This is a genomic window from Nesterenkonia sp. NBAIMH1, assembly GCF_007922635.1.
In the GTDB taxonomy this organism is placed as follows: Bacteria; Actinomycetota; Actinomycetes; order Actinomycetales; family Micrococcaceae; genus Nesterenkonia; species Nesterenkonia pannonica.
In genome coordinates this window covers 1,503,821-1,528,467 of record NZ_CP042335.1, presented here as the reverse complement: position 1 = coordinate 1,528,467, position 24,647 = coordinate 1,503,821, and the positions used below count along the sequence as shown (strand labels likewise).

The 24,647-nt window shown below is 67.2% G+C and carries 22 protein-coding genes, 2 tRNA genes and 1 pseudogene; 9 read left to right on the top strand and 16 right to left on the bottom strand.

Going from position 1 to position 24,647, the window contains the following annotated elements:
* Window positions 1-6 precede the first annotated feature (6 nt).
* The 6 genes from FS388_RS07215 to FS388_RS07190 form a co-directional block, all read right to left on the bottom strand.
* Window positions 7-1,983: a threonine/serine exporter ThrE family protein gene (locus FS388_RS07215; protein WP_168198647.1), complete on the bottom strand. Its 1,977-nt coding sequence runs from the start codon at window positions 1,981-1,983 to the stop codon at window positions 7-9.
* 64 nt (window positions 1,984-2,047) lie between these two features.
* Window positions 2,048-2,121 (bottom strand) — tRNA-Val (locus FS388_RS07210).
* Window positions 2,122-2,181: 60 nt separating this feature from the next.
* A complete protein-coding gene (locus FS388_RS07205; RefSeq protein ID WP_146340803.1) occupies window positions 2,182-2,844 on the bottom strand; it encodes an NAD(P)H-binding protein in 663 nt (220 codons plus the stop codon).
* A 210-nt stretch (window positions 2,845-3,054) separates the two neighbouring features.
* A complete protein-coding gene (locus tag FS388_RS07200; RefSeq protein ID WP_246836144.1) occupies window positions 3,055-4,560 on the bottom strand; it encodes an MDR family MFS transporter in 1,506 nt (501 codons plus the stop codon).
* 60 nt (window positions 4,561-4,620) lie between these two features.
* Window positions 4,621-4,693: transfer RNA gene (locus FS388_RS07195), tRNA-Thr, on the bottom strand.
* Window positions 4,694-4,750: 57 nt separating this feature from the next.
* The gene (locus tag FS388_RS07190) at window positions 4,751-5,686 is read right to left on the bottom strand and encodes a thioredoxin domain-containing protein (protein ID WP_146340802.1); all 936 of its coding nucleotides are present in this window, start codon (window positions 5,684-5,686) and stop codon (window positions 4,751-4,753) included.
* Between the two features lie 129 nt (window positions 5,687-5,815).
* Between FS388_RS07190 and FS388_RS07185 the strand changes: the two genes are divergently transcribed.
* Together FS388_RS07185 and otsB are read left to right on the top strand one after the other, a co-directional pair.
* Window positions 5,816-7,321, top strand: a complete 1,506-nt coding sequence (locus tag FS388_RS07185) for a trehalose-6-phosphate synthase (RefSeq protein ID WP_146340801.1) — start codon at window positions 5,816-5,818, stop codon at window positions 7,319-7,321.
* 34 nt (window positions 7,322-7,355) lie between these two features.
* On the top strand, window positions 7,356-8,132 hold the full coding sequence (gene otsB / locus FS388_RS07180) for a trehalose-phosphatase (protein ID WP_168198646.1): 777 nt from the start codon (window positions 7,356-7,358) through the stop codon (window positions 8,130-8,132).
* A gap of 9 nt (window positions 8,133-8,141) precedes the next feature.
* Here the strand turns inward: otsB and FS388_RS07175 are convergent, their stop codons facing one another.
* Window positions 8,142-8,930, bottom strand: a complete 789-nt coding sequence (locus FS388_RS07175) for an IclR family transcriptional regulator (RefSeq protein WP_146340799.1) — start codon at window positions 8,928-8,930, stop codon at window positions 8,142-8,144.
* A 68-nt stretch (window positions 8,931-8,998) separates the two neighbouring features.
* Between FS388_RS07175 and aceB the strand changes: the two genes are divergently transcribed.
* A complete protein-coding gene (aceB, locus tag FS388_RS07170) occupies window positions 8,999-10,600 on the top strand; it encodes a malate synthase A (protein WP_146340798.1) in 1,602 nt (533 codons plus the stop codon).
* A gap of 34 nt (window positions 10,601-10,634) precedes the next feature.
* Here the strand turns inward: aceB and FS388_RS07165 are convergent, their stop codons facing one another.
* The 9 genes from FS388_RS07165 to aceA form a co-directional block, all read right to left on the bottom strand.
* On the bottom strand, window positions 10,635-11,267 hold the full coding sequence (locus FS388_RS07165; RefSeq protein WP_146340797.1) for a hypothetical protein: 633 nt from the start codon (window positions 11,265-11,267) through the stop codon (window positions 10,635-10,637).
* A gap of 9 nt (window positions 11,268-11,276) precedes the next feature.
* The gene (locus FS388_RS07160; RefSeq protein ID WP_146340796.1) at window positions 11,277-12,020 is read right to left on the bottom strand and encodes a putative hydro-lyase; all 744 of its coding nucleotides are present in this window, start codon (window positions 12,018-12,020) and stop codon (window positions 11,277-11,279) included.
* A gap of 23 nt (window positions 12,021-12,043) precedes the next feature.
* On the bottom strand, window positions 12,044-13,339 hold the full coding sequence (locus FS388_RS07155; protein ID WP_371708080.1) for an NRAMP family divalent metal transporter: 1,296 nt from the start codon (window positions 13,337-13,339) through the stop codon (window positions 12,044-12,046).
* 151 nt (window positions 13,340-13,490) lie between these two features.
* Window positions 13,491-14,177, bottom strand: a complete 687-nt coding sequence (locus FS388_RS07150; RefSeq protein ID WP_146340795.1) for a GntR family transcriptional regulator — start codon at window positions 14,175-14,177, stop codon at window positions 13,491-13,493.
* A gap of 28 nt (window positions 14,178-14,205) precedes the next feature.
* Window positions 14,206-15,945 carry a biotin carboxylase N-terminal domain-containing protein gene (locus tag FS388_RS07145; RefSeq protein ID WP_146340794.1) on the bottom strand — a complete coding sequence of 580 codons (1,740 nt, stop codon included), beginning with the start codon at window positions 15,943-15,945 and terminating at the stop codon, window positions 14,206-14,208.
* Entirely contained in the window at window positions 15,942-17,567 is a 1,626-nt protein-coding gene (locus FS388_RS07140) for a carboxyltransferase domain-containing protein (protein WP_146340793.1), read from the bottom strand. The genes FS388_RS07145 and FS388_RS07140 overlap by 4 nt, the downstream gene beginning before the upstream one ends.
* An 8-nt stretch (window positions 17,568-17,575) precedes the next feature.
* Window positions 17,576-18,337, bottom strand: coding sequence for a LamB/YcsF family protein (locus tag FS388_RS07135; protein ID WP_146340792.1), 762 nt, complete (start codon window positions 18,335-18,337; stop codon window positions 17,576-17,578).
* 59 nt (window positions 18,338-18,396) lie between these two features.
* Window positions 18,397-19,887 carry a helix-turn-helix transcriptional regulator gene (locus FS388_RS07130; protein ID WP_146340791.1) on the bottom strand — a complete coding sequence of 497 codons (1,491 nt, stop codon included), beginning with the start codon at window positions 19,885-19,887 and terminating at the stop codon, window positions 18,397-18,399.
* A gap of 224 nt (window positions 19,888-20,111) precedes the next feature.
* Window positions 20,112-21,464 (bottom strand): isocitrate lyase, encoded by a 1,353-nt coding sequence (aceA, locus tag FS388_RS07125; protein WP_146340790.1) that lies wholly within the window; start codon window positions 21,462-21,464, stop codon window positions 20,112-20,114.
* 330 nt (window positions 21,465-21,794) lie between these two features.
* Here aceA and FS388_RS13450 point away from each other — a divergent pair.
* The 6 genes and pseudogenes from FS388_RS13450 to FS388_RS07105 all read left to right on the top strand — a co-directional run.
* A pseudogene (locus FS388_RS13450) lies at window positions 21,795-22,091 on the top strand (AAA family ATPase); the annotation flags it as partial.
* A gap of 492 nt (window positions 22,092-22,583) precedes the next feature.
* Window positions 22,584-22,928: a hypothetical protein gene (locus FS388_RS13055; protein ID WP_168198645.1), complete on the top strand. Its 345-nt coding sequence runs from the start codon at window positions 22,584-22,586 to the stop codon at window positions 22,926-22,928.
* Window positions 22,850-23,392, top strand: coding sequence for a hypothetical protein (locus FS388_RS07115; RefSeq protein ID WP_168198644.1), 543 nt, complete (start codon window positions 22,850-22,852; stop codon window positions 23,390-23,392). The genes FS388_RS13055 and FS388_RS07115 overlap by 79 nt, the downstream gene beginning before the upstream one ends.
* Window positions 23,334-23,735, top strand: coding sequence for a hypothetical protein (locus FS388_RS07110; RefSeq protein WP_146340787.1), 402 nt, complete (start codon window positions 23,334-23,336; stop codon window positions 23,733-23,735). Before FS388_RS07115 ends, FS388_RS07110 begins: the two co-directional genes overlap by 59 nt.
* A gap of 2 nt (window positions 23,736-23,737) precedes the next feature.
* A complete protein-coding gene (locus FS388_RS13260; RefSeq protein ID WP_246836143.1) occupies window positions 23,738-24,067 on the top strand; it encodes a hypothetical protein in 330 nt (109 codons plus the stop codon).
* Window positions 24,048-24,590, top strand: a complete 543-nt coding sequence (locus FS388_RS07105) for a helix-turn-helix transcriptional regulator (protein ID WP_246836142.1) — start codon at window positions 24,048-24,050, stop codon at window positions 24,588-24,590. Before FS388_RS13260 ends, FS388_RS07105 begins: the two co-directional genes overlap by 20 nt.
* The last annotated feature ends 57 nt before the right edge of the window (window positions 24,591-24,647 follow it).

Below are 24,647 nucleotides of genomic sequence, written 5' to 3'. Positions count from 1 at the left end.
CGCCGATCAGCGTCGGCGGGAGCGCGAGCGTTCGTTCGACTTCAGCGCCGTGGTGAAGGGGCGCATGATGACGTCGCCCAGCACGATGCCGGCGGCGATCGCCATAATGATGATGAGCGCGTTGAACAGCTCGAACAGTCCGCCGATCATGGAGGCCGTGGTGTTTTCGATGGCCAGCTGATACATGCCGCGGAAGACCATCAGTCCAGGCAGCATGAACATCATCGCCGGGACCGCCACCACCAGCTGGGGGGCGCCCAGCCGCAGCGCCACCACACGCCCGAGGGCCCCGACGATCGCCCCTCCGATCACAGGAGTGAAGCGCTCGCTGAGGCCGATGAGCTCGCCCGCGTAGAGCCCGCAGAAACCCAGAGCCCCCACTGCCCCCGTGGGAAGGATGAGCACCGGTCGGCTCTGCTCGACCACTGCAGCGGCGGAGCAGGCCACGAATACCAGCGCAATGAGGATCAGCGGGTGGTAGATGCGCTCCAAGCCCTGCGCCAGCTCCTGCTGGCTGACCCCGAGCAGGTCGGAGATGACGACGGCAGCCATGATGCCGGCGGTCATTCCCGAGAAGGCCATCAGGGAGGACACGATCCTGCCCGCCGACGTCAGCGGAAAGCCGTTGATCGTATCCTGCAGGGCGCCCACGATGCGCACGCTCGGCAGCAGAATCATCAGCCCGCCGGCAACCACCATGGAGGGGGTGACCTCCGCATCCAGGCCGAACACCGTCATCGCGAACGCGGAGGCGATGAAGCCCCCCGCCGCGAGTGTGAAGAACTCTGGGACACGCCACGCGGCAAATTGCCGGGTGGCCCACAGGACAAGCAGCGTCGCCGTGAAGCCGGCGATCGCGTCGAAGATAGGAGCGCCCAGGTAGCTGACGAAGAATGAGGCGAAGATTCCGCCGCAGAGTGTGACGAGCCAGCGCGGATACGGCTTCGGCTCTCGCGTGATCTCCGTGAGCCTCTGCTCCGCCTCACTGCGAGTCAGCCGGCCGGACGTGATGTCCGTGACCAGCCGGTGAACGGCGGAGAGCGCGTTGAAGTTCGAGGACCACGACCGCACCACACGCACCCTGGAGTAGGGGATCTTGCCCTCGGGCGCCCAGTTCAGGCTGATGGACTGGTTGGTGATGTCCACCTCGGTGTTCTTCATGCCGAACGCGGCCGTGGCGGCGATGATCGATGTCTCCACCTCGAGCGCCCCAGCGCCGTAGCGGAAGAGCGTCTCACCCAGGTCCAGCACAAAGCTGATCGTCTCCAGCTCATCCGCCTGAACAGGAAGCTCCGCGTGCTGGCTCTGAGGAGACCGCTGGACATGCTCGTAAGGGGTTCCTGTGAGCCGGTCCACAATCGACATCTGGCGCGTCGCCAGACGCTCAGGCTTCATCAGCCTGTTGAAGACGTGCTGAGGGCTGACACGCAGGTCGAAGACCGTCCGGTCGAGAAGCTGTCCTTTGGATGCCTGGTGCCCGATTCGCTCCTTCAGCCATGAGGGATGCAGCACCGACCGTCGCCGCAGGGGCGAAGCAGGCGGCGGCTCGGAGCTCGCAGTCTCAGCGATGCCGAGAGCGGGCGTCCCGGGGGTGGTGGGATTCGGTCCCGTCTGCGGCTCGGCCGATTCGGCGAGGGAGAAGTCGTTGGAGTACGAGTGCCGCGTCTGCTGCTGCGTCTCGGCCTCTTCGAGAGCACGCGCGGCGGCTTCGGCGTCGTACTCCTCCCACTCGAGGGTCGCCTCCTCAGCCGCGGACTTCCAGGAGGAGGCGATGGAACCGGTGAGACTGGAGACGAAGCCTTCGTCCTCCGCAGGCACATCGGCGCTGGGCTTCACGAGCGGTATCAGGCTCGTGTCCACCTCAGGCTCTGAGATCACAGGATCGATCGGCTCTGACTCGTAGCCGGTCAGACCCGTCTCTGAGCTGAGGGGATCACGGGGCTTCTCTCCGGCGTTCGAGCTCCGGCGGTGCTCCTGCTCCACAGCACCCTCCTCCGGAATCATCACTGCGACTGCAGACGCAGCCAGAAACCCGACGGTCGTTCGGTGCTCGCCACTGGATTCGAACCAGTGACCTCACGCGTGTGAAGCGTGCGCTCTAACCAACTGAGCTAGGCGAGCGGACTGATGCCGCGAACGGCAACGCCCAACCTTATCAGGATTTTCGAACTGCCTTCCAGTTCAGCGGATCGCTTCGGCGATCGGGGTGCTTCCGTCGAAGAAGTTCACCCGGGTGCGCTCTGCGGCATCGCTCTGGAGGACGTGACGAATCACTTCAGCAACATTCTCGCGGCTGGTCGAGGCGACCTCAGCATCGTCGGCTTCGACGACGCGAACAGTCCCGCTGGCCGGCTCTTCAGTCAGCTTGCCGGGACCGAGGATCGCATAGTTCAGCTTCGTGCTGCGCAGGTGATTGTCGGCGTGGTGCTTGGCCGCCGCATACGGATAGAAGCTGCTGTCAGTGTCCAGGGTGTGGATGTCCGTCTCACTGCGGGCGTAGGAGACCATCACATACCGAGACACCCCGGCCTGCTCTGCGGCATCCATGCTTCGGATGGCCGCGTCCTGGTCCACCGCACGCGTCCGCTCGGGGTTGCCGCCGCCTGCTCCGGCGGAGAATACGACTGCCTCAGCACCTGCGAACGCTTCGGCCAGGGCAGCGGTGCCGGCCTCTTCGACGTCCAGGACGACGGGTTCTGCCTGCGCGCTGCGCACATCCTCGGCCTGCTCCGCCTTGCGGATCAGGGAGCGGACGGAGAATCCGGCCTCTGCCAGCTTGGGGGCGGCGAGCAGGGCAATCTTCCCGTGGCCTCCGATGATGACGACGGTTCCGCGTTCAGCCATGTGAATCCTCCTGTGTCGTGGTGACATGCCTCTCAGGGGCGTCAACACTCGACCCGGTGGCCTATTCCCGAGATTTACCAAGACAGGTATTTACTAATAGGGGAAGGCGTGTATAAGGTAGTCCTCACTTGGGTGCGACAAGAAAGAGGCCCGGCAGATGGTGCGTCTGCCGGGCCTCGCCCATGTTCGGAGCTTCTCAGTGCTCGCAGCTCAGTGCGAGGCCCCCTGTCGCTCGTCCGAGGGCTCCGCCGCCGGCGTGGCCCGCAGCGTGAAAGCCAGGATGAGCGTCAGCACGCTCAGCGCGGCCGCGAAACGGAAGGCCGTTCGGAAACCTTCGACCGCTGCCGCATCGGCGCTGAGCCCGTCTGCCGCCGCCATCGAAGCCCCCACCCCCATGACCGCAACCAGCGCCGCCGTGCCGATCGCCGCCGAGAGCTGCTGAAGGGTGTTGAGCACCGCCGAGCCGTGGGAGTAGAGCGCAGCGGGGAGAGGATTCATCGCGGTCGTGAACGCGGGGGTGAAGAGCAGAGCCAGACCCGTGGAAAGGATCAGGTGCCCCATCAGAATCATCCACCAGGGCGTGGTCTCGCTGATGAAGCCCAATGCCGTCATCGACAGCACGAGGACGCTGGCGCCGGGCACCACCAGGGGCCGCGGCCCGATCCGGTCGTAGACACGGCCGATGATGGGTGCCAAGAGCGCCATCAGCAGCCCGCCGGGCAGCATCATCAGCCCTGTGCGCAGGGGCGTGAGGCCGTACACCTGCTGAAGGAAGAGCGGCAGGAGGATCAGCGCCCCGAAGAGCGCAACCATCATCAGCAGCATCATCAGCAGAGCACGTGTGTACTGGGTATACGTGAAGGGCTTGAGGTTCAGCAGCGCAGACTCTGTCTTCTGGAGCCGCAGCTGGAGAAGCACGAACGCCGCCAGGAACACCACTCCGACGAGCAGCACTCCCACCGCGACCGGATCGACCGAGGCGCCTGCATCCTCCGGATCCAGCTCCTCGGTTCCGTGGCCGCCGCCGATCTGGCTGATTCCGTAGACGATCCCTCCGAAGCCGGGCGCTGACAGCAGCAGGGACGGAACGGAGAGGCGCTTGTCCCGCGTGCCGGGGTCCGCGTTCAGCCGGGGGCGGCCCAGCAGCAGCGCAGCCACAGCGATCGGCAGGATGGTCAGGAACATCCATCGCCAGTCGGCGATCTCCAGGATGATGCCGGAGACCGTGGGGCCGATCGCTGGGGCTACCGAGATCACGATGGCGATGTTGCCCATCACCACGCCTCTGCGATGCATCGGCACCAGCGTCAGAACGGTCGTCATCAGCAGCGGGAGCATGATGGCGGTACCGGCGGCCTGAATGACGCGCCCGGCCAGGAGCACCGGAAAGCCGGGGGCTGCGGCGGCCAGGGCGGTGCCCGCAGCGAAGAGGAGCATTGCGGCGGTGAAGACCCCGCGCAGACTGAACCGCTGGATGAGGTAGCCGGTGGTGGGAATCACCACCGCCAAAGTCAGCATGAACGCGGTGGTGAGCCACTGCACGGTCGGCTCGGGGATCTGGAACTCCTCCATCAGCGGAGAGAGCGCCACGTTCATAATCGTCTCGTTGAGGATCATGACGAACGTGGCCACCAGAAGGGCGCCGATGGTCAGTTTGTCCGCCCTCGGCATCCTCTCGGCGTCAGAGGCGGCGACGGGGGTATCGGTAGATTGCACAAGAGACCGCAACGCAAACCAGTGCCCGGGCATTCCTGAACGTGGCGTTCAGTTTTTCTGAGCCCCCTGCCGGGTTCGAACCGACGACCTGCTGATTACAAATCAGCTGCTCTACCAACTGAGCTAAGGAGGCACGGTACGGACGCTCAGCGGCGTCCGCACCAGGGATCGAGTCTAGCCCCGAAAGGGATCACTCGTCATCTTCGGGGACTTCGACCGCGCCCTCCTCGGCCTCATCCTGCTCCGCATCCGTCTCGGCGTCGGGGTCGACGTCCGCCTCGACATCGTCTCCGGCCTCAGCGGCGTACGCATCGATCTCCTCGCCCAGAGCCTCCATGAAGTCGAGGCCGTACTCCTGATCGTCGATGAAGACGGTAGGCGTGGCGAACTGCACACCCATCTGGGCCAGGGTGTCGCTGGCCTGGTTGGTGGTCCAGGAGCCGAAGGGCCGATAGGTGCCCTCCTCGACGCAGCTGGAGATGTCCGCGTCGTACCGCTCCTGAGCCGCCTGGGCCAGACCCTCGTTGCTGAGCTCATCCTGGGCGTAGGTGGCCGTGATGTCGGTCAGGTAGTCCTTGTAGTTCTCGGGCGACTCCTCAGCCATACACGCGAAGGCGTTCGACGCACGCGCCGAGTAGTTGGTGGGCGAGCCCACCACCTGGACCGACCGGAACTCCGCAGTGATCAGCCCCTGATCGAGCAGCTCGGCCATCGTGGAGCCGTAGGTCTCCTCCATCTGCTGGCAGGCCGGGCACCCCGGGTCCGTGTAGATGACCAGGTGCGGGGCCTGCCCCTCCTGACGGGGAGCGGTGCCGTTGTCATCCCGCTCCGGCACATCCTCTGCGTCCACGGTCCCGATGTCGGTGCCGTCGGCAACCTCTGTGGACGAGGTCAGCGTGATCCCGCCGTACTCGTTGGCCACCGAGGGCGCAGGCCCTTCGGTGTACGCGGCGTCATCGTCGTCGCGGTTGACCACCCACAGGACGAGGCCGGCCACCATTGCGACGGCCAGGACCACCACGATCACGGGCAGAAGCAGCGTGGATCGCTTCTCCTTCTTGGCCTGCTCAGCCTGCATCTTGCGGGCGCGCTCGCGTGCGTCGGCGCTTTCGGTGCTACGTGCCATAGGAAGGCGTCTCCCAGTGTGCGGATGGATACTCAGAACAGCATCTGACAGCGTACCTCTCGTGACCGCCCCACCGGCTCGACCAGGGGTTTTCAGCTGACGTCCAGCATATTCCTAGAGGGTGGCCGCATGGAGCACCAGGGGTATGAGTTTGTGGTCGTCGCCAATCGTCTCGCCGTCAACCGCGTCACGACGAATGAGGGCGCCACCGGCTGGGAACGCTCCCCCGGCGGACTGGTGACAGCTCTTGCTCCCATCATGGCCGCCTCTGAAGGCGCCTGGGTGGGCTGGCACGGCGCAGCCGACGAAGAGCTCGAGCCCTTCGACCATGAGGGACTGCATCTGCACCCCGTCCCGCTGACCGAGCGTGAGGTGCACGACTTCTACGAGGGCTTCTCGAACGACACCCTCTGGCCCCTGTACCACGATGTGATCGTCCGGCCCAGCTTCCACCGCCGCTGGTTCAATGCCTATCGAGAGGTGAATCAGCGCTTCGCTGAGGCTGCGGCCAACGTGGCGGGCCAAGGTGCCACCGTATGGGTCCAGGACTACCAGCTGCAGCTGGTGCCCCAGATGCTCCGCGACCTCCGGCCGGACGTGACCATCGGATTCTTCAACCACATCCCGTTCCCACCTCCTGGCATCTTCGCCCAGCTGCCGTGGAGGCACTCCGTGCTGCGCGGCCTCCTGGGAGCCGACCTCATCGGCTTCCAGCGCGAGTCGGACGCCAGGAACTTCCAGCGGGCCGTGCGCAGCCGCCTGGGCCACTACATCAAGTCAGACCGCGTCTACGTGCCCAATGAGTACGACTCGCAGGCCGGCTCGCCCCTGAAGGGCTTCGACGCCGACCCCGAGCGAGGCACTGCGCCGCGCCAGCTGTCCGCTCCGGAGGAGGGCACCTACCGCACTGCTGAGGCTCGGGCGTTCCCGATCAGCATCGACACAGAGACGATCCAGGAGCTGGCCCAGGATCCGTCGATCATCTCCCGAGCGGCTCAGATCCGGGCCGAGCTCGGCCACCCGAAGACGATATTCCTCGGTGTGGACCGCCTGGACTACACCAAGGGAATCCGTCACCGCCTCAAGGCCTACGAAGAGCTCCTGCGCGAGGGCGAGCTGCAGGTCGGTGACGTGACGCTGGTGCAGATCGCGTCGCCGTCCCGAGAGGGCGTGGCGTCATACCAGCAGCTCCGCGACGAGATCGACCTCACCGTGGGCCGCATCAACGGCGAGTACGACACGATGGGACACACCGCAGTCCGATACCTCCACCACTCCTACCCCCTCAGGGAGATGGTGGCGCTGTACCTCGCGGCCGACGTCATGCTGGTCACCGCCCTGCGCGACGGCATGAACCTGGTGGCCAAGGAATACGTCGCCGCCCGCAAGTCGGGTGACGGGGTGCTTGTGCTCTCCGAGTTCACCGGAGCTGCCGATCAGCTGCGCCAGGCCCTGCTGATCAACCCTCACGACATCGAGGAGCTCAAGGCCTCGATGGTCACGGCCGCCACGATGGACTCAGATCAGGCGCGCAAGCGCATGCGCAGCCTGCGTCGCCAAGTGGTCTCCAACAATGTCTCCCGATGGGCCAAGGAATTTCTTGAGAGCCTGTCGCAGCAGCACACCTCCGCATAACCCACTGCCGCCTCGATCCTTCCAGGAGGGACCCGTGAGCTTCACCCTGCCGAAAGACCTGCACCAGGCCCTCGAGACGCTGGCGTCCAAGAAGAAGGTGCTCATGTGCCTGGACTTCGACGGCTGCGTGGCCGAGCTCGTCGCCGACGCCTACTCAGCAGCCCCCGTTCCTGCGAACGGGGAAGCAATCGACCGCATCGCTGCACTCAACGACTCAGACATCACGCTTGCCTACGTCTCCGGCCGTCCCATCAGCGACCTGCAGCGGCAGGCATCCCCGCCTGCGGGCACAGTCCTGATCGGATCGCACGGCGCCGAGAAGCACATGGGGCCCGACTCCCCCGGCCTCCAGCTGACACGGGCTGAGGAGGCCTCACGCGAGGAGATCATCTCGGTCCTCCAAGGCATCGCCGACGAGCACGATGACGTGTGGGTGGAGCACAAGCCTGCCGGAGCGGCCGTGCACGTCCGGCATGTGACCGACCCCTCCATCCAAAACGCGGTGCTCAGCGAGGCCCACGCCGCACTCGCCCTGATCGACGGAGCGCATCAGAAGGAGGGCAAGCAGATCCTTGAGGCGGTCGTCCGGAAGTCGACGAAGGGCGAGGCCATCGAGGAGCTCCGCCGGGACCTTGAGCCTGACGTCGTCTTCTTCGCCGGCGATGATGTGACGGATGAATCCGGCTTCGCTGTCCTCTCAGGCGACGATGTCAGCCTCAAAATCGGTGAGGGCGACACCGGTGCCCGGTTCCGCGTCCCGGAGCCCGCCTCCCTGGCGGAGGTCCTCAACGCCTTCGCCGACCTGCGCTGACCCTCGGGGTCAGGCCCTCCGGCTGAGCTTTCGCCCTATCTCTGCCGCTGTGCGCGACATCAGCGGGGCAGCATGGCGGATGAACATGTCGTTCATACGGGCCGTGGGACCTGAGACGGAGAGGCCCATACGCGTCGGGCCGTGAGGGATCGCCACAGCCAGACAGCGGACCCCGAGCTCCTGCTCCTCATCATCCAACGCATACCCCTGCTGAGCGATCACCGGCAGCTGCTCGATGAGAGCGTCCGGCTTGGTGAGGGTCTTCGGCGTCATCGACGGCATGCCGGTCAGGGCCAGCACCTCACGGACCCGGTCACGCTCCATCGTCGCGAGCATCGCCTTCCCCACCCCCGTGGAATGCATGTAGGCACGGCGGCCCACCTCAGTGAACATACGCATCGAATGCGGGGACGGGGCCTGGGCGATGTAGACGACCATCTCCGACTCCATCGCGGCCATATTCACGCTCTCGCCGAGCTCGCCCACCAGCGACTGCATCTGTGGCACTGCCAGTCCGCCCAGCTGACGGGTCGCTCCCTCCCCCAGGGGCACAAGGTTCGCTCCGAGGGCATAGCGTCTGTCCGGCAGCTGGTGCACCATGCCGAGACCCACCAGCGTGTGCAGCAGCCGGTGCACCGTGGGCCCCGCCAGCCCGGATGCCTCTTTCAGCTCTCGGGCTGTGGCCGCCCCCTGACGCTGCCTGAGTGCTTCCAGCAGCCCGAAGGCGCGTTCGATGACCTGCACCCGCTGAGGATCACGAACTCCCCCCGAGTCCGCATTGCGGACTGCATCTTCCATATCGTGAATCATATGGCATAAGAATAGGGGGAGCCCAGGCTCTTCCCCCTGAGAACCGAAGGAGCACCATGAGCATCACCGTCAATCCGCCCTATGAGGTCGAAGGCACCGGCCTCATCATGACCGATGAGGCCCTGCAGTTCATCGAGGAGCTGCACGAGCGCTTTGCGCCCACCCGCGACGAGCTGCTCGGCCGACGCTCCGACGCTCAGGCCGAAGCCGCCCAGACCGGAGCCCTCGACTTCGACCCCGCGACCAAGGAGATCCGCGAATCGGACTGGACCGTGGCTGAGACGCCTGCATCCCTCCGAGACCGCCGCGTCGAGATCACCGGCCCGCCCGCTCCGGCCAAGATGGCGATCAATGCGCTGAACTCCGGCGCCAAGGTGTGGCTCGCCTGCTTGGAGGACGCCCTCTCCCCCACCTGGAACAACCTCGTGGACGCGCAGAAGAATCTCTACGAGTCAGCCCGCGGGACCCTGCAGTTCACCTCCCCGGAGGGCAAGGAGTACCGACTGCGCGACGACATCACCCTCCCCACCGTCGTCGTCCGGCCCCGGGGCTGGCACCTGCCGGAGAAGCACATCGAGATCAACGGCGGCCCGGCCGTCGCCGGACTCGTCGACTTCGGGCTGCACTTCTTCCACAACGCCAAGCACCTCCATGAACAGGGCACCGGCCCCTTCTACTACCTGGCCAAGCTCGAGCACTACCTCGAGGCGCGGCTCTGGAACGACATCTTCACCTTTGCCGAGGAGCGGCTCGGACTGCCCCACGGCATCGTGCGGGCCACCGTGCTCATCGAAACGATCCCTGCTGCGTTCTGCATGGACGAGATCCTCTACGAGCTGCGGGACCACGCCGCCGGCCTCAATGCCGGCCGCTGGGACTACCTGTTCAGCATGATCAAGTACTTCCGGTCCTCTGGGGAGAAGTTCGTGCTGCCGGACCGCGCCCAGGTGGGGATGACCCAGCCGTTCATGCGCGCCTACACCGAGCTGCTCGTGAAGACCTGCCACCAGCGTGAGGCCTTCGCCATGGGAGGCATGGCCGCGTTCATCCCCAACCGCCGCGAGCCCGAGGTCACCGAGCGGGCCATCGAGAAGGTCCGGGATGACAAGTCCCGGGAGGCCGCCGACGGCTTCGACGGCTCGTGGGTCGCCCACCCGGACCTCGTGGAGCTGTGCAGCGAAGAGTTCACGAATGTTCTGGGCGAGAAGCCCAACCAGGTCGACAGGAAGCGCCCCGAGGTCAGCGTCACCCCCGAGGATCTGCTCAGCACCGGCTCGGCAGAAGGCGACGTGACGGAGAAGGGCGTGCGCACCAACCTCTACGTCGCCACCTACTACACCGCCGTGTGGCTCTCAGGCAACGGTGCCGTCGCGATCCACAACCTCATGGAGGACGCTGCGACCGCCGAGATCTCACGCTCCCAGGTGTGGCAGCAGATCCACAACGGCACCATCACCTCAGACACCGGACACCAGGTGACCCGAGAGCTCGTCGACACGCTCCTCGAGGAGGAGGTCACTCGTCTGCGCGAGGAGATCAACGACCCGGGCACGTTCGCGTCCTACTTCGAGCCCGCCGCAGACATCGTTCGCAGCCTCGTCCTCTCCAAGGACTACGTCGACTACCTCACCCTGCCCGCCTATGAGCACCTCAGCTGAGCCGGGCTTGAGCACCTCACCCTGAGGGGCGGGCCTAGAGGTCGCGGAAGAGGCGTTCGTCGGGATCGGCGAGCGCCTCTTCCAGCAGCAGGCGGTTGCGGCGCAGCGTCTGCAGGTCCTTGCTCACCACGTCGTCGCGGGTCTTGGCCACGGCTTCGGCCATGAGGCTGATCTGACCCTTGAACTCTTCGGCGTGGCGCGGCTTGGCGGTGTTCGGCAGCTCGAGGAACAGTTCCAGGGTGCGGGGCAGGTGCCGACGAATGGTCATCGCGACCGCGTCCTGCTGCTCGGGCGCTCGCCGCAGCGCCTCCCAGCGCTGAATGATCTCGTCGAGCCCCACCACCATCATGCGCAGCTGGCCGTGGGTGGAGGGGGGAAGCTCGCTCTGCCGGGTGCGCATCGTCGTCTCAGTCCGCTTCAGCTGCTCCCGAAGGGACTCCTGCTCCGAGCTGATCTGGGTGGCCTCATGCCGGGCCTTGGTCTCTCGCCCGTAGAGGGTTCCGTAGGTGCCTGCGCCTGCGGCACCGCCCACGAGCAGGCCTGCCACGATGCCCCACGCATTGGGAAGCATCACCAGCATCACCGCTGCGGCCCCCAGCACGAAGGCCAGCACCGAGGCGGCCCAACGAAGCTGCTGGTCTCGGCGCGAAGGTTCGGATTCGTTCACCGAACCAGCCTATCTCTGCCGGGCCGAGAGCCCGCCCAGGCCATGCACGGGTCTCAGGAACGACGGAATCCAGCCGTCCGGGACGTCCACAGCGTCGCCGAAGTCAGGATCAGCGAGGCTCTCGATCCCCAGCGCGCTCGGATCGCCGATGTGGACCGGGGCCCCGTGGACACCCGGGTAGCGGGAGCTGATGCGCACCGCGTCGGAGACCATGTGAGGCGGCATGGGCCGCATGGAGACCACCATGGGGCCGGCGAGCGAACCTGCAGGCTCGCAGGCGATGCTCGTCCGGTACATCGGCACATTGACGCCCTGCTGGATGTGCGCGATGGGCAGGCCCGCCTCCTGCAAGGGCGCCTCGAAGGTGAAGCTGCAGCCGATGAGGAACGCGACGAGGTCCTCCCGCCAATGGCCGAGCACTTCGGAGACCTCGTCGACCAGTTCTCCGTGCCGATAGATCCGGTACGTGGGAAGGTCCGTCCGTATGTCGCCGCCGGCGCCTCCCAGCAGGGAATGCGACGTCAGCTGCCCCGCCTCCAGGACGCCCAGCACCGGGCAGGACTTGGGGTTGCGCTGGGCGAAGAGCAGCATGTCGAACGCCTGGGCGCTCGGCAGAGCGATGAGATTCGCCTGGACATGGCCGGAGCTGAGGCCGCTGGTGGGCCGTCGCAGTCCGGCGCGGAACTGTGCCCGCGCTTCCGCGGGGGATGTCTGAGCCCCGATGGGAGGCTGACCCGCTGTTCGGTTCGTCATAGGTGCCGCTCCCGATCCTCGCCTCAGCCCTGCGCCCAGAGGTCTGCGATGCCGGTCAGGGAGCTGACGCCCATGTAGATGGTCAGCAGCCAGATCACGGTGCCGCTGATCAGAAGCCACTTGGGGTAGTTGTAGCCGCCGAGGAGCGTGTCGCGCTTGAACCACGCGGCGATCAGGATGACCGCGAAGCCCAGCGGCAGCACCGCGCCGTTGAATGCCCCGGCCATAATCAGCAGGGTGGCGGGAGCCTGTCCGAGAATCAGGTAGATGCCGCATGTCAGGGCGAGGAAGCCGATGAACATGGCGGCACGGACCCGCGGAGACGTCTTCTGCGTGGTGATGAAGGAGACGGAGGTGTAGGTGGCGCCGAGGATCGAGGTGATGGCTGCGACCCAGAAGGCCACCCCGAACACCCGCAGTCCCCACTCGCCGAGCACCAGGAGGAACGCTGAGGCGGCGACATTGTCCTGGCCGGTGCCTTCGATCTGTGCGACGGAGTAGGCGGTGACCACTCCCAGGATCGCCAGGAAGAGCAGGTAGCGGATGACGCTGGCCACGATGATGCCCATGACGGACGTCCGAGCGATGGTGCGGGCGTTCTCCGGCCCGGTGTGGCCTGAGGCGATGACGCGGTGGGCTCCTGCGTAGGTGATGTATCCGCCTACGGTGCCGCCGATCAGCGTGGTGGTCACGAAGAAGAAGGTGCTCAGCCCCTCGCCCTCAGGCAGCGTCGGGGCGAAGGTCTGCAGGGCGGCCTCCCCCACCGGCGGGCTGGTGGCGATGGCCATGTAGCCCATCAGGAGGATGAGCACGGCGCCGCAGCCGACCACGATCCTGTCCAGGGCGACCCCTGCCCGCTTCGACAGGAAGATCGCCATGGCGATGAGCACAGACACGGCGCCGCCTATCTGCGGGTCCAGGCCCGTCATCGCCTGCACGCCCAGGCCGGCGCCGGCGATGTTGCCGACGTTGAAGACGATGCCGCCGAAGAAGATGAGTCCGGCGAGCGCCCACCCGAGGCCGGGCAGAATGCGGTTGCCCAGCTCCTGGGCGTAGAGGCCGGAGACGCCGAGGGTGCGCCATACGTTCATCTGGATTGCGATGTCCACGATGACTGAGATGAGAATGGCCGCTGCGAAGGCGGCGCCGAGCTGCAGGGTGAACTCGGAGGTCTGGGTGATGAAGCCCGGACCGACGGCTGAGACGGCCATGAGGAACATGGCGCCGAGCATCGCGGTGCGCCGAGTGGCGGTGAAGGTGGGGCCTTTGGGCCTCTGCTGCGCCTCTGCGGCGGGTGCTGCGGGTCTCGGCTCAGACATGATGGTTCCCCTCGGGACGACTGGTGCGGTCGGGCAGCCATGATCGCGATCACACTGCCTGGGCCAGACACTAGAGGTTGTTCAACAATCGGGGCAAGGGATTGTCCAACAATCGCGCGAAGTTTTACTCAGCCGTAACAGCAGAGGGCGCTCATGCCCGTTCCAGGTGCGCGATGAGGTCGTTCTCCGCAGTGACGAGGTACTCCATCAGATAGGTCTCCGCCTCCGCCCGCCTGTTGCCGCGCAGCAGCTCGGCCAGCTCCCCGTTGCGGCGCACATACCGGGTGTGGAAGTCGGACTCATGCCGACGAGTGAGGAAGGCCAGCCGCATGCGTGCCAGCACCTGGCTCATCAGGCTGTCCAGGGTGGAGGAGCGGGCCTGAGCAACGATCAGCTGGTGAAACTGCTGGTTAGCCTCGGCCATGCCGTGCGCGTCCCCCTCGGCGAGCGCAGCGTGCGCCCGATCGACGATCTCCTGGAGCGCCGCCGTCGCCTCCGCGGAGAAGTCGGCGGCACGCAGGGCCCCGGTCTGGATGACGCGGCGGACCCTGTAGAGCTCCCGGATGTCCTCGGCCTGGGGCTCATAGACGAAGACTCCGCGGTTGGGGCGACGCTGCACCAGGCCCTCGCCGGCGAGGATCTGGAATGCGCTGCGCAGCGTGTGGCGGGAGATCCCGAGCTGCTGGGTGATGCGCACCTCGGGCAGCTTGGCTCCGGGGACCGCGAGGCCGGCGGCGACCTGTTCGCGCAGTGCGGCCGCTGCCCGCTCGGGCAGGTGGGCGTGGTCCTCGGGCTCGGAGCCGATCGGCTGCAGCGAGGCCCAGACTTCGTCAGACATGGCCTCAAACCTACCCGCCGCGGGGACCTCAGCTGATGCGGGCGAGCACCTGGCCGCCGGTGACGGAGGCACCGGGGCTGAGGCTCTCCCTGGAGAGGACTCCTCCGGCCGGAGCTGTGACCCTCTGCTCCATCTTCATCGCCTCGACCACTGCTACCGGATCCCCTGACTGCACCTCGCTGCCGTCCTCGGCGAGCCAGGTCACCAGCGTGCCCGCCATCGGCGCGGTGACGGCGCCGGCGTCCTCGGACCGCTGGTCCGGATCGGCGGCTGCGTCGGCGGAGCCGAACAGGCTCAGCAGCGAGGAGGGCAGGCCCAGCTGCACGGCCCGGCCGTCGATCTCTACGGTGGCGCGACGCATGGTCTGCTCACGGTGCCGCACAGCGGATGCCAGATGCTCGGATTCGACGAGAGCGTCCTGGAAGTCCGTTTCGATCCAGCGGGTGTGAACGGCGAAGTCCTCAGCCCCGCGCTCAGCGGCGAAATCCTCAGCGTCGAGCACCGCGCGGTGGAAGGGCAGCACCGTGGGGATGCCTTCGATGCGCATCTCGGCGAGGGCCGTGCGCGCTCGGATCAGCGTCGTCGCCCGATCCGGCCCGGTGACGATGAGCTTGGCGAACATGGAGTCGAAGGCGCCGGAGACCTCGTCACCGGTGCGCAGCCCCGTCTCCACGCGGATGCCGGGGCCGGTGGGCGGACTGAAGAGCTCCACGCGCCCAGGAGTGGGGATGAACCCGAGGGCGGGATCCTCGGCATTGAGGCGGAACTCGAGGGCGTGGCCGACGGCCTGGGGGTCCTCGGAGAGGCTGAGCGGCCTGCCCTCGGCGATGCGCAGCTGCTCGGCGACAAGATCGATGCCCGCCGTCTCCTCGGTCACGGGGTGCTCGACCTGCAGGCGGGTGTTGACCTCCAGGAAGCTCAGCAGCCCGTCGGGGCTCAGAAGATACTCGACGGTCCCAGCGCCCACGTACCCGGCGGCGGCGCAGATGCTCCGCGCAGACTCGTGGATCCGCTGCCGCGTCTCATCGGTGAGGAAGGGAGCGGGGGCCTCCTCCACGAGCTTCTGGCTGCGGCGCTGCAGGGAGCAGTCGCGCGTGCCGACGACCACCACGTTCCCGTGGGCGTCGGCGATCACTTGGGCCTCCACGTGCCGGGGGCGGTCCAGGAAGCGCTCGACGAAGCACTCGCCGCGCCCGAAGGCGGACTCCGCCTCACGAACGGCGGAGGCGTAGCCCTCGTCGAGCTCCGACTCGCTCCGGATGATCCGCATGCCGCGGCCTCCGCCGCCGTGGGCAGCTTTGACCGCCACGGGCAGGCCATGCTCGGCGGCGAATGCCCGGACCTCCTCGGCCGAGGAGACCGGGCCGTCGGTGCCCGGCACCAGAGGGGCGCCCGCATCGACGGCGATCCGACGGGCGGTGACCTTGTTCCCCAGTGACTCGATGGTCTCGGGCCTGGGCCCGATCCAGGTCATTCCGGCGTCCGTCACGGCTCGGGCGAAGTCCGCGTTCTCCGAGAGGAACCCGTAGCCGGGGTGGACTGCGTCGGCTTCGAGGGTGCGGGCGGCCTCCAGGATCCGCGGAATGCTCAGGTAGGTGTCCGCGGCCGCATCTCCTCCGAGCGCTGCGGCAGCATCAGCCATTTCCACGTGCAGGGCGGCGGCGTCCTGGTCGGCGTAGACGGCGGCCGTGCTGTATCCGGCCTCGCGGGCTGAGCGGATGATGCGCACGGCGATCTCTCCGCGGTTGGCGATGAGGATGCGCTTCATGGTCGGGCCTCCAGGATGTGGGTCGGGGCGAGTGTGTCAGGGTCCACCGGCTGCAGGGAGACGGCGGTGCCGGGGGCCAGCTGGGCAGCGATGCTCAGGTCCTCGGGCACGACGACGCCGATCACCGGGTAGCCGGCGGTCACCGGGTGGTCGTTGAGGAACAGCACCGGACTCCCCTCCGGGGGCATCTGCAGCGAGCCGCGCGGCACTCCCTCGCTGGGGAGCTCGTCCTCCTTGGCGCGCCGGAGGGGACGGGCGTGCTCGTCGTCGGGGTCCGGCGCCAGCCGCAGGCCGATGCGGTCGGCCTGCGCAGTGACCTGCCAGTCCTGCTCCGCCAGGCGCGCCTGCTCGGCGCTGTCGAACCAGTCCTGGCGGGGCCCGTAGGTGAACCGCAGGACGGCGCGGCCTGCGTCGTCGGGCACGTAGAGGGTCGGCTGCTCCGGGACGCCCACCGGCGAGAGTCCCTGCGGCTCGGCGAGGGACAGGCCCTGGCCCTCCGCCAGGGGGGCCGGACCGAGTCCGGACATGGTGTCGGAGGATGCCGAGCCGAGCACCGGCTCAGCGTCGATCCCCCCGCGAACGGCCACGATGCTCCGCAGGCCCCGTGTCGGTGCGCGGAGGGTGAGGGTCTCACCCTCCATCAGGACGAACGGCGCGCAGAGCGGGGCAGATCGAACGGATTCGGGTCCGACGACCTCGGCCTGCGCCTGAGCGCCGGTGAGGGCGAGCACCACGGTCCGTGCGGCGCGCAGGCTCAAACCCCCCATGACGGCCTCAAGAACTGCTGCGGACTGCGGGTTGCCGACGAGACGGTTGGCCTGAGCGGCGGCGGCCTCATCCGCGACGCCCGCCCGCGAGACGCCGAGGTCGCTCAGACCGGCGCGCCCGAAGTCCTGTACGAGAGTCTGCATGCCGGCAGAGACGACCTTCAGCGCTGCGTTCTCTGAGCCTCCGTCAGGGCTCGCGGGCGCCGCAGCGGCGGCCTCCGGCAGAGCGTCGACGGCGCGGTAGCTGACGGTGTCGCCGGGGCGCACGAGGGCCGGGCTCTCCCGCTCCAGATCCCACATGGCAGCGCCGGTGCGCCCGATGAGCTGCCAGCCGCCCGGGGACCTGCGCGGGTAGATCGCCGAGAACTCCCCGGCGAGCGCTACGCTGCCCGCCGGCACGGCCGTGCGGGGAGACCTCCTGCGGGGCACCTGCATGCTTCGGCTGTCCGGCACGCAGTAGGCGAATCCTGGGGCGAAGCCGCCGAAGGCCGCCGTCCATGTGCGGGAGGTGTGCCATTCGATGAGCTGTTCGACGCTCATGCTCAGCTGCTCGGCGAGCGCGGGCAGATCTTCGCCGTCGTATACGACGTCGATAGTGACCTCGCGAGCTTCACTGCGCTGCCTCTCCGGCAGCGGCGTGCGCTCCAGCTCGGCCCGCCCTGCGGTGAGGGCTGCGGGTGAGGAGAAGCGGATCATGACGGTTCGGGCGGCGGCGACCAGCTCCTCCTGGCCGTGCAGCGGATGGCGGCTGAGCTGCTGGTGTGCCGCGAGGACCGTCTCCAGTGCGTCGAATTCCAGCAGCAGGGCTCGAGTGCCTGCGCGGCGGACGCTGGCGGCGGTGTGTCCGATGGTCATCGTGCGGCTCAGGCGTCGACGAAGCTGCGGATCTGCACCCCAGCGTCTTCGAGGGCGGCCCGGAGCGTGGCGGCCATCTGGGCGGCGCCCGTCGTGTCGCCGTGGGTGCAGATCGACTCCGCCTCGGCCTCTATGCGGGTGCCGTCGTGGGCGATCATCACACCGTCCTGAGCCAGTCGGAGCATGTTCTCCACCACGCGGCTGGGATCCTCGATCACCGCGCCGGGCTCGCGGCGGGAGACGAGAGTGCCGTCCGGGTTGTAGGCCCGGTCCGCGAACGCCTCCGAGACTCCCCGCAGCCCCTGGCGGCGGGCGTAGTCCAGTGCGTACCCGCCCGGCAGCAGCAGGACGGGCAGCGTCTCGTCGTACTCGCCGATGGCGTCGATGACCGCGTGCGCCTGATCCTCGTGGTGGACGATCGTGTTGTACATGCCCCCATGAGGCTTGACGTAGCGGATGCGGGTTCCGGCGGACCGGGCCAGCGCTTCGAGCGCCCCGAGCTGGTAGGTCACCTCAGCGGCGAGCTCCTGAGGGTCGTAGTCGATGAAGCGCCGTCCGAAGCCGGGGAGATCCCGGTAGCCGATGTGCGCCCCCACAGCCACTCCCCCGGCAGCCGCTGCCCGAAGCGTGCGACGAATCGTCAGGGGCTCGCCGGCGTGGAATCCGCAGGCGACGTTGGCGCTGGAGACGATGTCCAGCATGGACTCGTCAGGAATGGACCAGTTGCCGAAGGACTCTCCGACGTCGCTGTTCAGATCGATCCGGGTCACAGGTGTCTCCTTCGCTGACAGTGCACGTGCGATTGTTCAACAATAACAGCGGCTCTGTTTCAGCTCTGTGACTGGAGGAACCTGTAGACCTCCTCCGAATCCACCCCGGGGAACGCCCCCTGCGGCATCGCCGCCAGCAGATGCGTGTTCGCCCGCGCCGTAGGCCATGCGTGCCCGTCCCACACCTCGGAGAGCTCCGCGGGCGGGATGCGGCAGCAGGTGGGGTCGTCCGGGCACCGGGATTTGGACCGGAACCCGGTGGCGCGGCCGCGGAACCACTTGGCGTGCTCGAAGGGCACTCCGATGGAGAGCGAATACACCGACGAGGAGTGCGACTCGGTGCGCGCCGTGCACCAGAAGGTGCCGCGGGGGGTGTCGGTGTACTGGTCGAAGGAGCGGAACTTGTCCTCCACGTCGAACACCTCCCGGGAGGTCCAATGCCGGCAGATCGTCTGGCCCTCGATGGCCCCGGAGTGGTCGGTGGGGAATCGGACCCCGTCGTTCTCGTAGGCCTTATGGATGATCCCCGACTCATGGACCTTCTGGAAGTGGCAGGTGATGCCCAAGTGCTCGGTGGCCAGGTTGGTGAACCGGTGCGCGGCCGACTCGTAGCTCACCGCGAAGGCATCTCGCAGGTCCTCGATGGCCAGCTCCTTGGACCGCTTGGCCTGCTGCAGGAAGTCCGTGGTGGACGCCTCAGGCATGAGCAGGGCGCCGGCGAGATAGTTGGCGTAGACCCGCTGCCGGAGGAACTCCGAATAGTCCCCGGGCGCCTCATGCTTCAGCACCCGGTGCGCCAGCGCCTGCAGCAGCACCGACCGAGCGTCCCTGGCCCCCGTCGCAGACTGGGTGAGGTAGATGACCATGTTCCGCTGGTCGGTGACCGACTGCGTCTCATGGGGCAGCCGCGAGACGTAGCGGATCGAGTAGCCGAGATGCTCGGCGATGTCGGCAGCCTTGTGATGGCTCAGCGGCCGGTGCTGCCCCCCGGGGCCCGCGTCGTGGCGAACCGCTGCGAGCAGCTCGGCCGCCTGCTTCTCCAGCTCCGGGTAGTAGTTGTTCTTGGCGCGCTGCTCCTCGCGCAGCTCCGTGTTGGCCCGCCTGGCCTCCTCCGGCGTGGCAGCCTGCTCCTCGAGGCGACGCTTGAGCTCGCGCTGCAGAGCGACCAGCGACTCGAGGGCATCGGTGGGAAGCCGCGAGGAGATCCGCACATTGGGAAGGTTCAGGGCGGCGTAGAGGGGTCCGCGCTGCGTCTTCTCGAGCTCTATCTCCAGGGCCGCGCGACGGTTGGGGGGCTCTGCGCCGAAGAGCTCGTCGACCCCGACTCCGAGCGTCTTCGCGATCTGGCGAAGCTGGGAGAGCTTCGGCTCGCGACGGCCGTTCTCCAGCAGAGACAGCTGGGAGGGGACCGTCCCGACGGCCTCAGCGAGGTCATCGAGGGTCATCGGCTGCTTCTTGCGGAGGTGGCGGACGCGACGGCCCAGGGCAATCAGGTCGACGCCCTCGTCGCTCTCCTCGTCCACACTCCGCCCTGAGCGCATGTGAGTCATGCTACAGCTCCATCGTCCTGCTGAGAGACGGGACCGACCCCCAGAAGGACCTCGAAAACCTCTGGGGGCCGGTGGTTCCGGACGAGCCTGCAGGCTCTACACTGCCTGCGGACCGGCAGCCTCAGCATCGTCAGCATCGGTCGTCATGACGTGCAGTGAGGCGCGGGGGGCCTCAGGGACGCCGTTGATCAGGATTCCTGCAGCGCTCATGGTCATTCATCTCCTCAGTGGAACTGTCCCTCTTCGGTCGACCCCTTGAGGGCGACCGTCGAGGAGTCAGGGTTCAGGGTGGTCGAGATGGCGTCGAAGTAGCCGGTGCCGACTTCGCGCTGGTGGCGGGTGGAGGTGTATCCGCTGCCCTCAGAGGCGAACTCAGCCTCCTGCAGCTCCACGTAGGCCTTCATCTGCTCCTCCTTGTAGCCCTTGGCGAGGTTGAAGGAGGCGTAGTTGAGGCTGTGGAAGCCGGCCAGGGTGATGAACTGGAAGGTGAAGCCCATCTTGCCGAGCTCGTTCTGGAACTTCGCGATGGTCTCGTCGTCCAGGTGCTTCTTCCAGTTGAAGGACGGCGAGCAGTTGTAGGCCAGCATCTGGTCCGGGTGCTCAGCCTTCACCGCCTCGGCGAACCGACGCGCCGCCTCCAGGTCCGGGGTGCCCGTCTCCATCCAGATGAGGTCGGAGTAGGGGGCGTAGGCCTTGGCGCGCTCGATGCAGGGCTCGATGCCGTTGCGCACCTTGTAGAAGCCCTCGGCAGTGCGCTCGCCGGTGATGAAGGGCCGGTCCCGCTCGTCGACGTCCGAGGTGATCAGCGTGGCAGCCTCTGCGTCGGTGCGGGCGATGATCAGGCTGGAGACGTTGTGCACGTCGGCTGCCAGACGGGCGGCCTGCAGGGTGCGCACGTGCTGTCCGGTGGGGATCAGCACCTTGCCGCCGAGGTGGCCGCACTTCTTCTCGGAGGCGAGCTGGTCCTCCCAGTGCACTGCTGCCGCGCCCGCGTCGATCATACTCTTCATGAGCTCGTAGGCGTTGAGGGGTCCGCCGAAGCCGGCCTCTGCGTCGGCGACGATCGGGACCACATAGTCCTCGACGTCCCTGACGCCTTCGAGGTAGTCGATCTGGTCGGCGCGCATCAGAGCGTTGTTGATGCGGCGCACCACGGTCGGCACGGAGTTGGCCGGGTACAGCGACTGGTCGGGGTAGGTGTGGCCGGAGTTGTTGGCGTCGCCGGCGACCTGCCAGCCGGAGAGGTAGATGGCCCGCAGGCCGGCCTTCACGTAGTTGACCGCCTGGTTGCCGGAAAGTGCGCCCAGGGAGTTGGTGTACCTGCCGGCTGCGTGCTCGTCGGTGAGCTGCTTCCAGAGCTTCTCCGCGCCGCGCTTGGCGAGGGTCTTCTCCTCCTGGACGGTTCCCTGGAGCTTCACGACGTCGGTGGCGGAGTAGTCACGCGTGACGTTCTTCCAGCGGGCATTCGTGGTCCATTCCTCCTGGAGGGCCTCCACCTTGCTGCTGAAGTCGGGATCGATGGTCGATGCCGGCTCCTGAGCCACGCCGTCGACCTGAGTGTTCAGAGTGTCGGTCATGGTGAATCTCCTTTGAATCGTTGACCGTTCCGCACAACCTCGTCGTTGCGGGATGTGACTCCAGTCTCAGCGGGGGGCAACCCCTGGAACCACCGGATCTGAGAAAAAGATCTGCACTTCTTCGATCCAGCGAAGAACGTGCAGTCTGCGACGCGAACTGTCGCCCTGAGGCGTTCCGGACCGCACCGCGAGCCCATGTCGAGGCCTCTCCTGCCCATTGAGCCTCTAGCCAACGAACGGCCTGGTCAGACTAGGATGACCCCTAGAGAAAATTTCTTCACTGAGCCAGCGATCCCGTTCGGTCACCCATCATGAAGGGCTGCGCGCCTGATGAGAACGTTCGTATCGGATGAACCCGACCCGTCTGAGCACAGCGCCGCCCTGATCCAGCCCCTGTCGCCAGCGGGCGCGGGACTCTCTTCGGAGCGATCGCCCGCTCAGCCCTCCCTCTTCATTCCCGCACTCGCTCCGGATGTGCTGGACCGATCCCGCATCCGCGCCCTGATGGACGACGCCGCAGCGCCCGGCCGCCTCGCCATGCTCCTGGGGCCGCCCGGCACCGGCAAGACGACGGCAGCGGCGCTGTGGGCCCGCCGCTGCGAGCGCCCCGTGGTCTGGCTCGACGCGGAGGAGTCAGCAGGCGACCCGTGGGAGTTCTACGCCGATCTGATCGACGAGCTGCAGAGGGCGACGGGCACGACTGGCCTCTCGTCGATCATCGCCGGCTTTGAGCAGCCCCGTCCCCTGAGACGCATGGGGCCGTCCTCGCGCGGGAGCTGCTGCGCAGAGGCACTGACGCTGCGATCGTCGTCGATCATGCAGAGCTGCTCGGCGATGAGGCACTGGACTTGTGGAGGTGCTCGCCGCCAGACTCTCCAGCCTCAGCTGGGTCCTTCTTGCGGTCAGCCTGGACTCCGACTTCATCCTCACGGCCGAGACCAAGCTCTCCGGGCGCCGTCATTGACTCCGAGGACCTGGAGCTCACCGCCGAGGAGGCACTCTCCGTGCTGAGAGAGGCCGGCATTGTTGATGTGAATCCGGAGGTGCTCCCCACACCGCCAGTCCCCTGATGATCCGTTCCCTGATCGCCCAGACCAGGCGACGGGGAGGGATGGACCCGTGACGGCCGAAACCCTGAACGACCTGCAGAAGGACCTCGCCGCGCGGTCCCTGCGCAGAATCATCGCCGAGGGAGCGCTGACCTCGGAGCATCGGACGTTTCTGCTGGCTTCACTCACCCAGACGGCCGACAGTGAGCTGATCTCGGGCCTGCTCCGCGTCTCCCCAGCGAAGGACGCGCGACCCTTCGTCGGCTGGCGCGCCACGGGCTGGGCTTCCTCGACGCCGACGGCATCCTCCACGTGGAGGAGAATCTCGGCAGCGGCATGCGGGAGATCGCAGAGGAGAGGCTCCAGCCCGCGGACCTGGCGCAGGCTCATCGGACCATCTGCGACTGGCACCTGAAGCACAGTCGTCCCGCCGACGCGCTGCAGCATGCCGATTGCGCAGGCGATTGGGAGCGGATCTCGCTGCTGATGCTTCTGCACTTCCACGAGCTCTCCGCCGCTGCGAAGCGGCAGGCCGGCCAGATCCTCTCGCGGGATGCCGTGCGGCATGCTTGGCACCCACCCCCTGATGGGATGGTTCCGCATACTGCTCCTCAACGATGCCCCGGGCACCACGCTGACCACCCTTCAGGCGGCGGGGAGACCATTCTGGGGAGCCTCGACCCTGCGGCGGAGGGCCTGCACGCGATGGTGGTGGACGGTGTGAAGTTCGCCGTGCACCGGACTCTGGGCGACTTTGAGACCTCCGATGAGCTGATCAGCGGCCTCCTGCCTCAGGTGGAGGCGCTGCGGGGTCACAGGCGTGGCCGAGCACGCACTGACGATGACCGTGGACCACTACCTCATTCTGCAGGCCGTTGAGGCATGGCTGAGCACGGCTCTGCGGCAGTATGCGGCCTCCTCGAAGCTCTTCCTCGGAGAGTTCGACGAAGCTCTGGCGCTGATCGACCCCATCACCGGCCCGCTTTTCGACGAGCACGGGGAGTTCAGCTGGACCGCTCTCTACAGCCACGGGGTCAAAGCTCTCACCCTGGCCGTCGCCGGGCGCTATGCCCCGTGCCGGCAGGCCCTCGAGCAGCTCGAGGAGGCCGAGCTGCCCCGGGATGGGACGAGAGTCGCGCGGGGATCCCCGCCTGCATCGCACGAGCGCATACGGCGCTCGTCGACCGACGCCCTGAGCGCGCACGGGCTGAGCTGGAGCTGATCATGCGTCACCACGGCTCGTCCGAATGGTGGCCGTTCGTGCTCGCCCTCCGCACGAGAATGTCCTTCTACTTCCCGGAGCCCGGCATGATCGGCTATGCGACCTCGCAGCTCTGGTCCCACAAGGAGAGCCCTCCCACCAGCCGCTTCATGCAGGTGCATATGCACTGCCAAACGGCAGTGGCAGCGCTGGCCGCGGGCGGGCTGCCACAGGCTGCCAGGCACCTCGAGCGCGCGAAGGAGCTCGACTATCCGCGCCGCCCCGGGCCTGCATCGAATACGCGGCGGCGATGCTCCACGCCGGGCGCGGCGAGTGGGAGCATGTTCGACTGATCACAGAGCTGGCACTCGAGTCGCGCGAGCCGACGCCGCAGCAGGAGGCCGCCCTGGGGCCTGCCGGCTCCATGCAGGGGCCCAGCTCCTGCGCAGCGGCGCCCCGGACGCACAGGCGGAGCTCCTGGGGACCGAATTCCGTGCTGCTCTCTTCGCAGCAGACACCTCCGGCTCCTACTTCGACCTCCTGCTGATCCCCAGCAGCCTGCTGCTGCCCCTGATCGCAGAGCATGCCCCCGAACGAACAGACCTTGCTGCGGGGGCGCGCGGCGCTGCGTCGTCACCCGTCGAACCGGTCCAGGAAGGGAGTCCGCACCTGACCGGGTCGGAGAAGAGGGTGCTGGACGAAATGCTGCGGACTGATTCCCGGGCGGTGATCGCCCACCGCCTCTACCTCTCGGAGAACACGGTGAAGACGCATCTGCGTCGGATCTATAAGAAGCTTCAGGCCCGCTCACGCGATGAGGTGCTGGAGCGGGCGTACGCCTTCGGCCTGCTGGACCGGCCCCATGAGAGCTCCTGACACGCTCGGCACGCGCCCAGCCGTCGCCATCTTCCGCAGGCCTCGGGTGACCCGCAT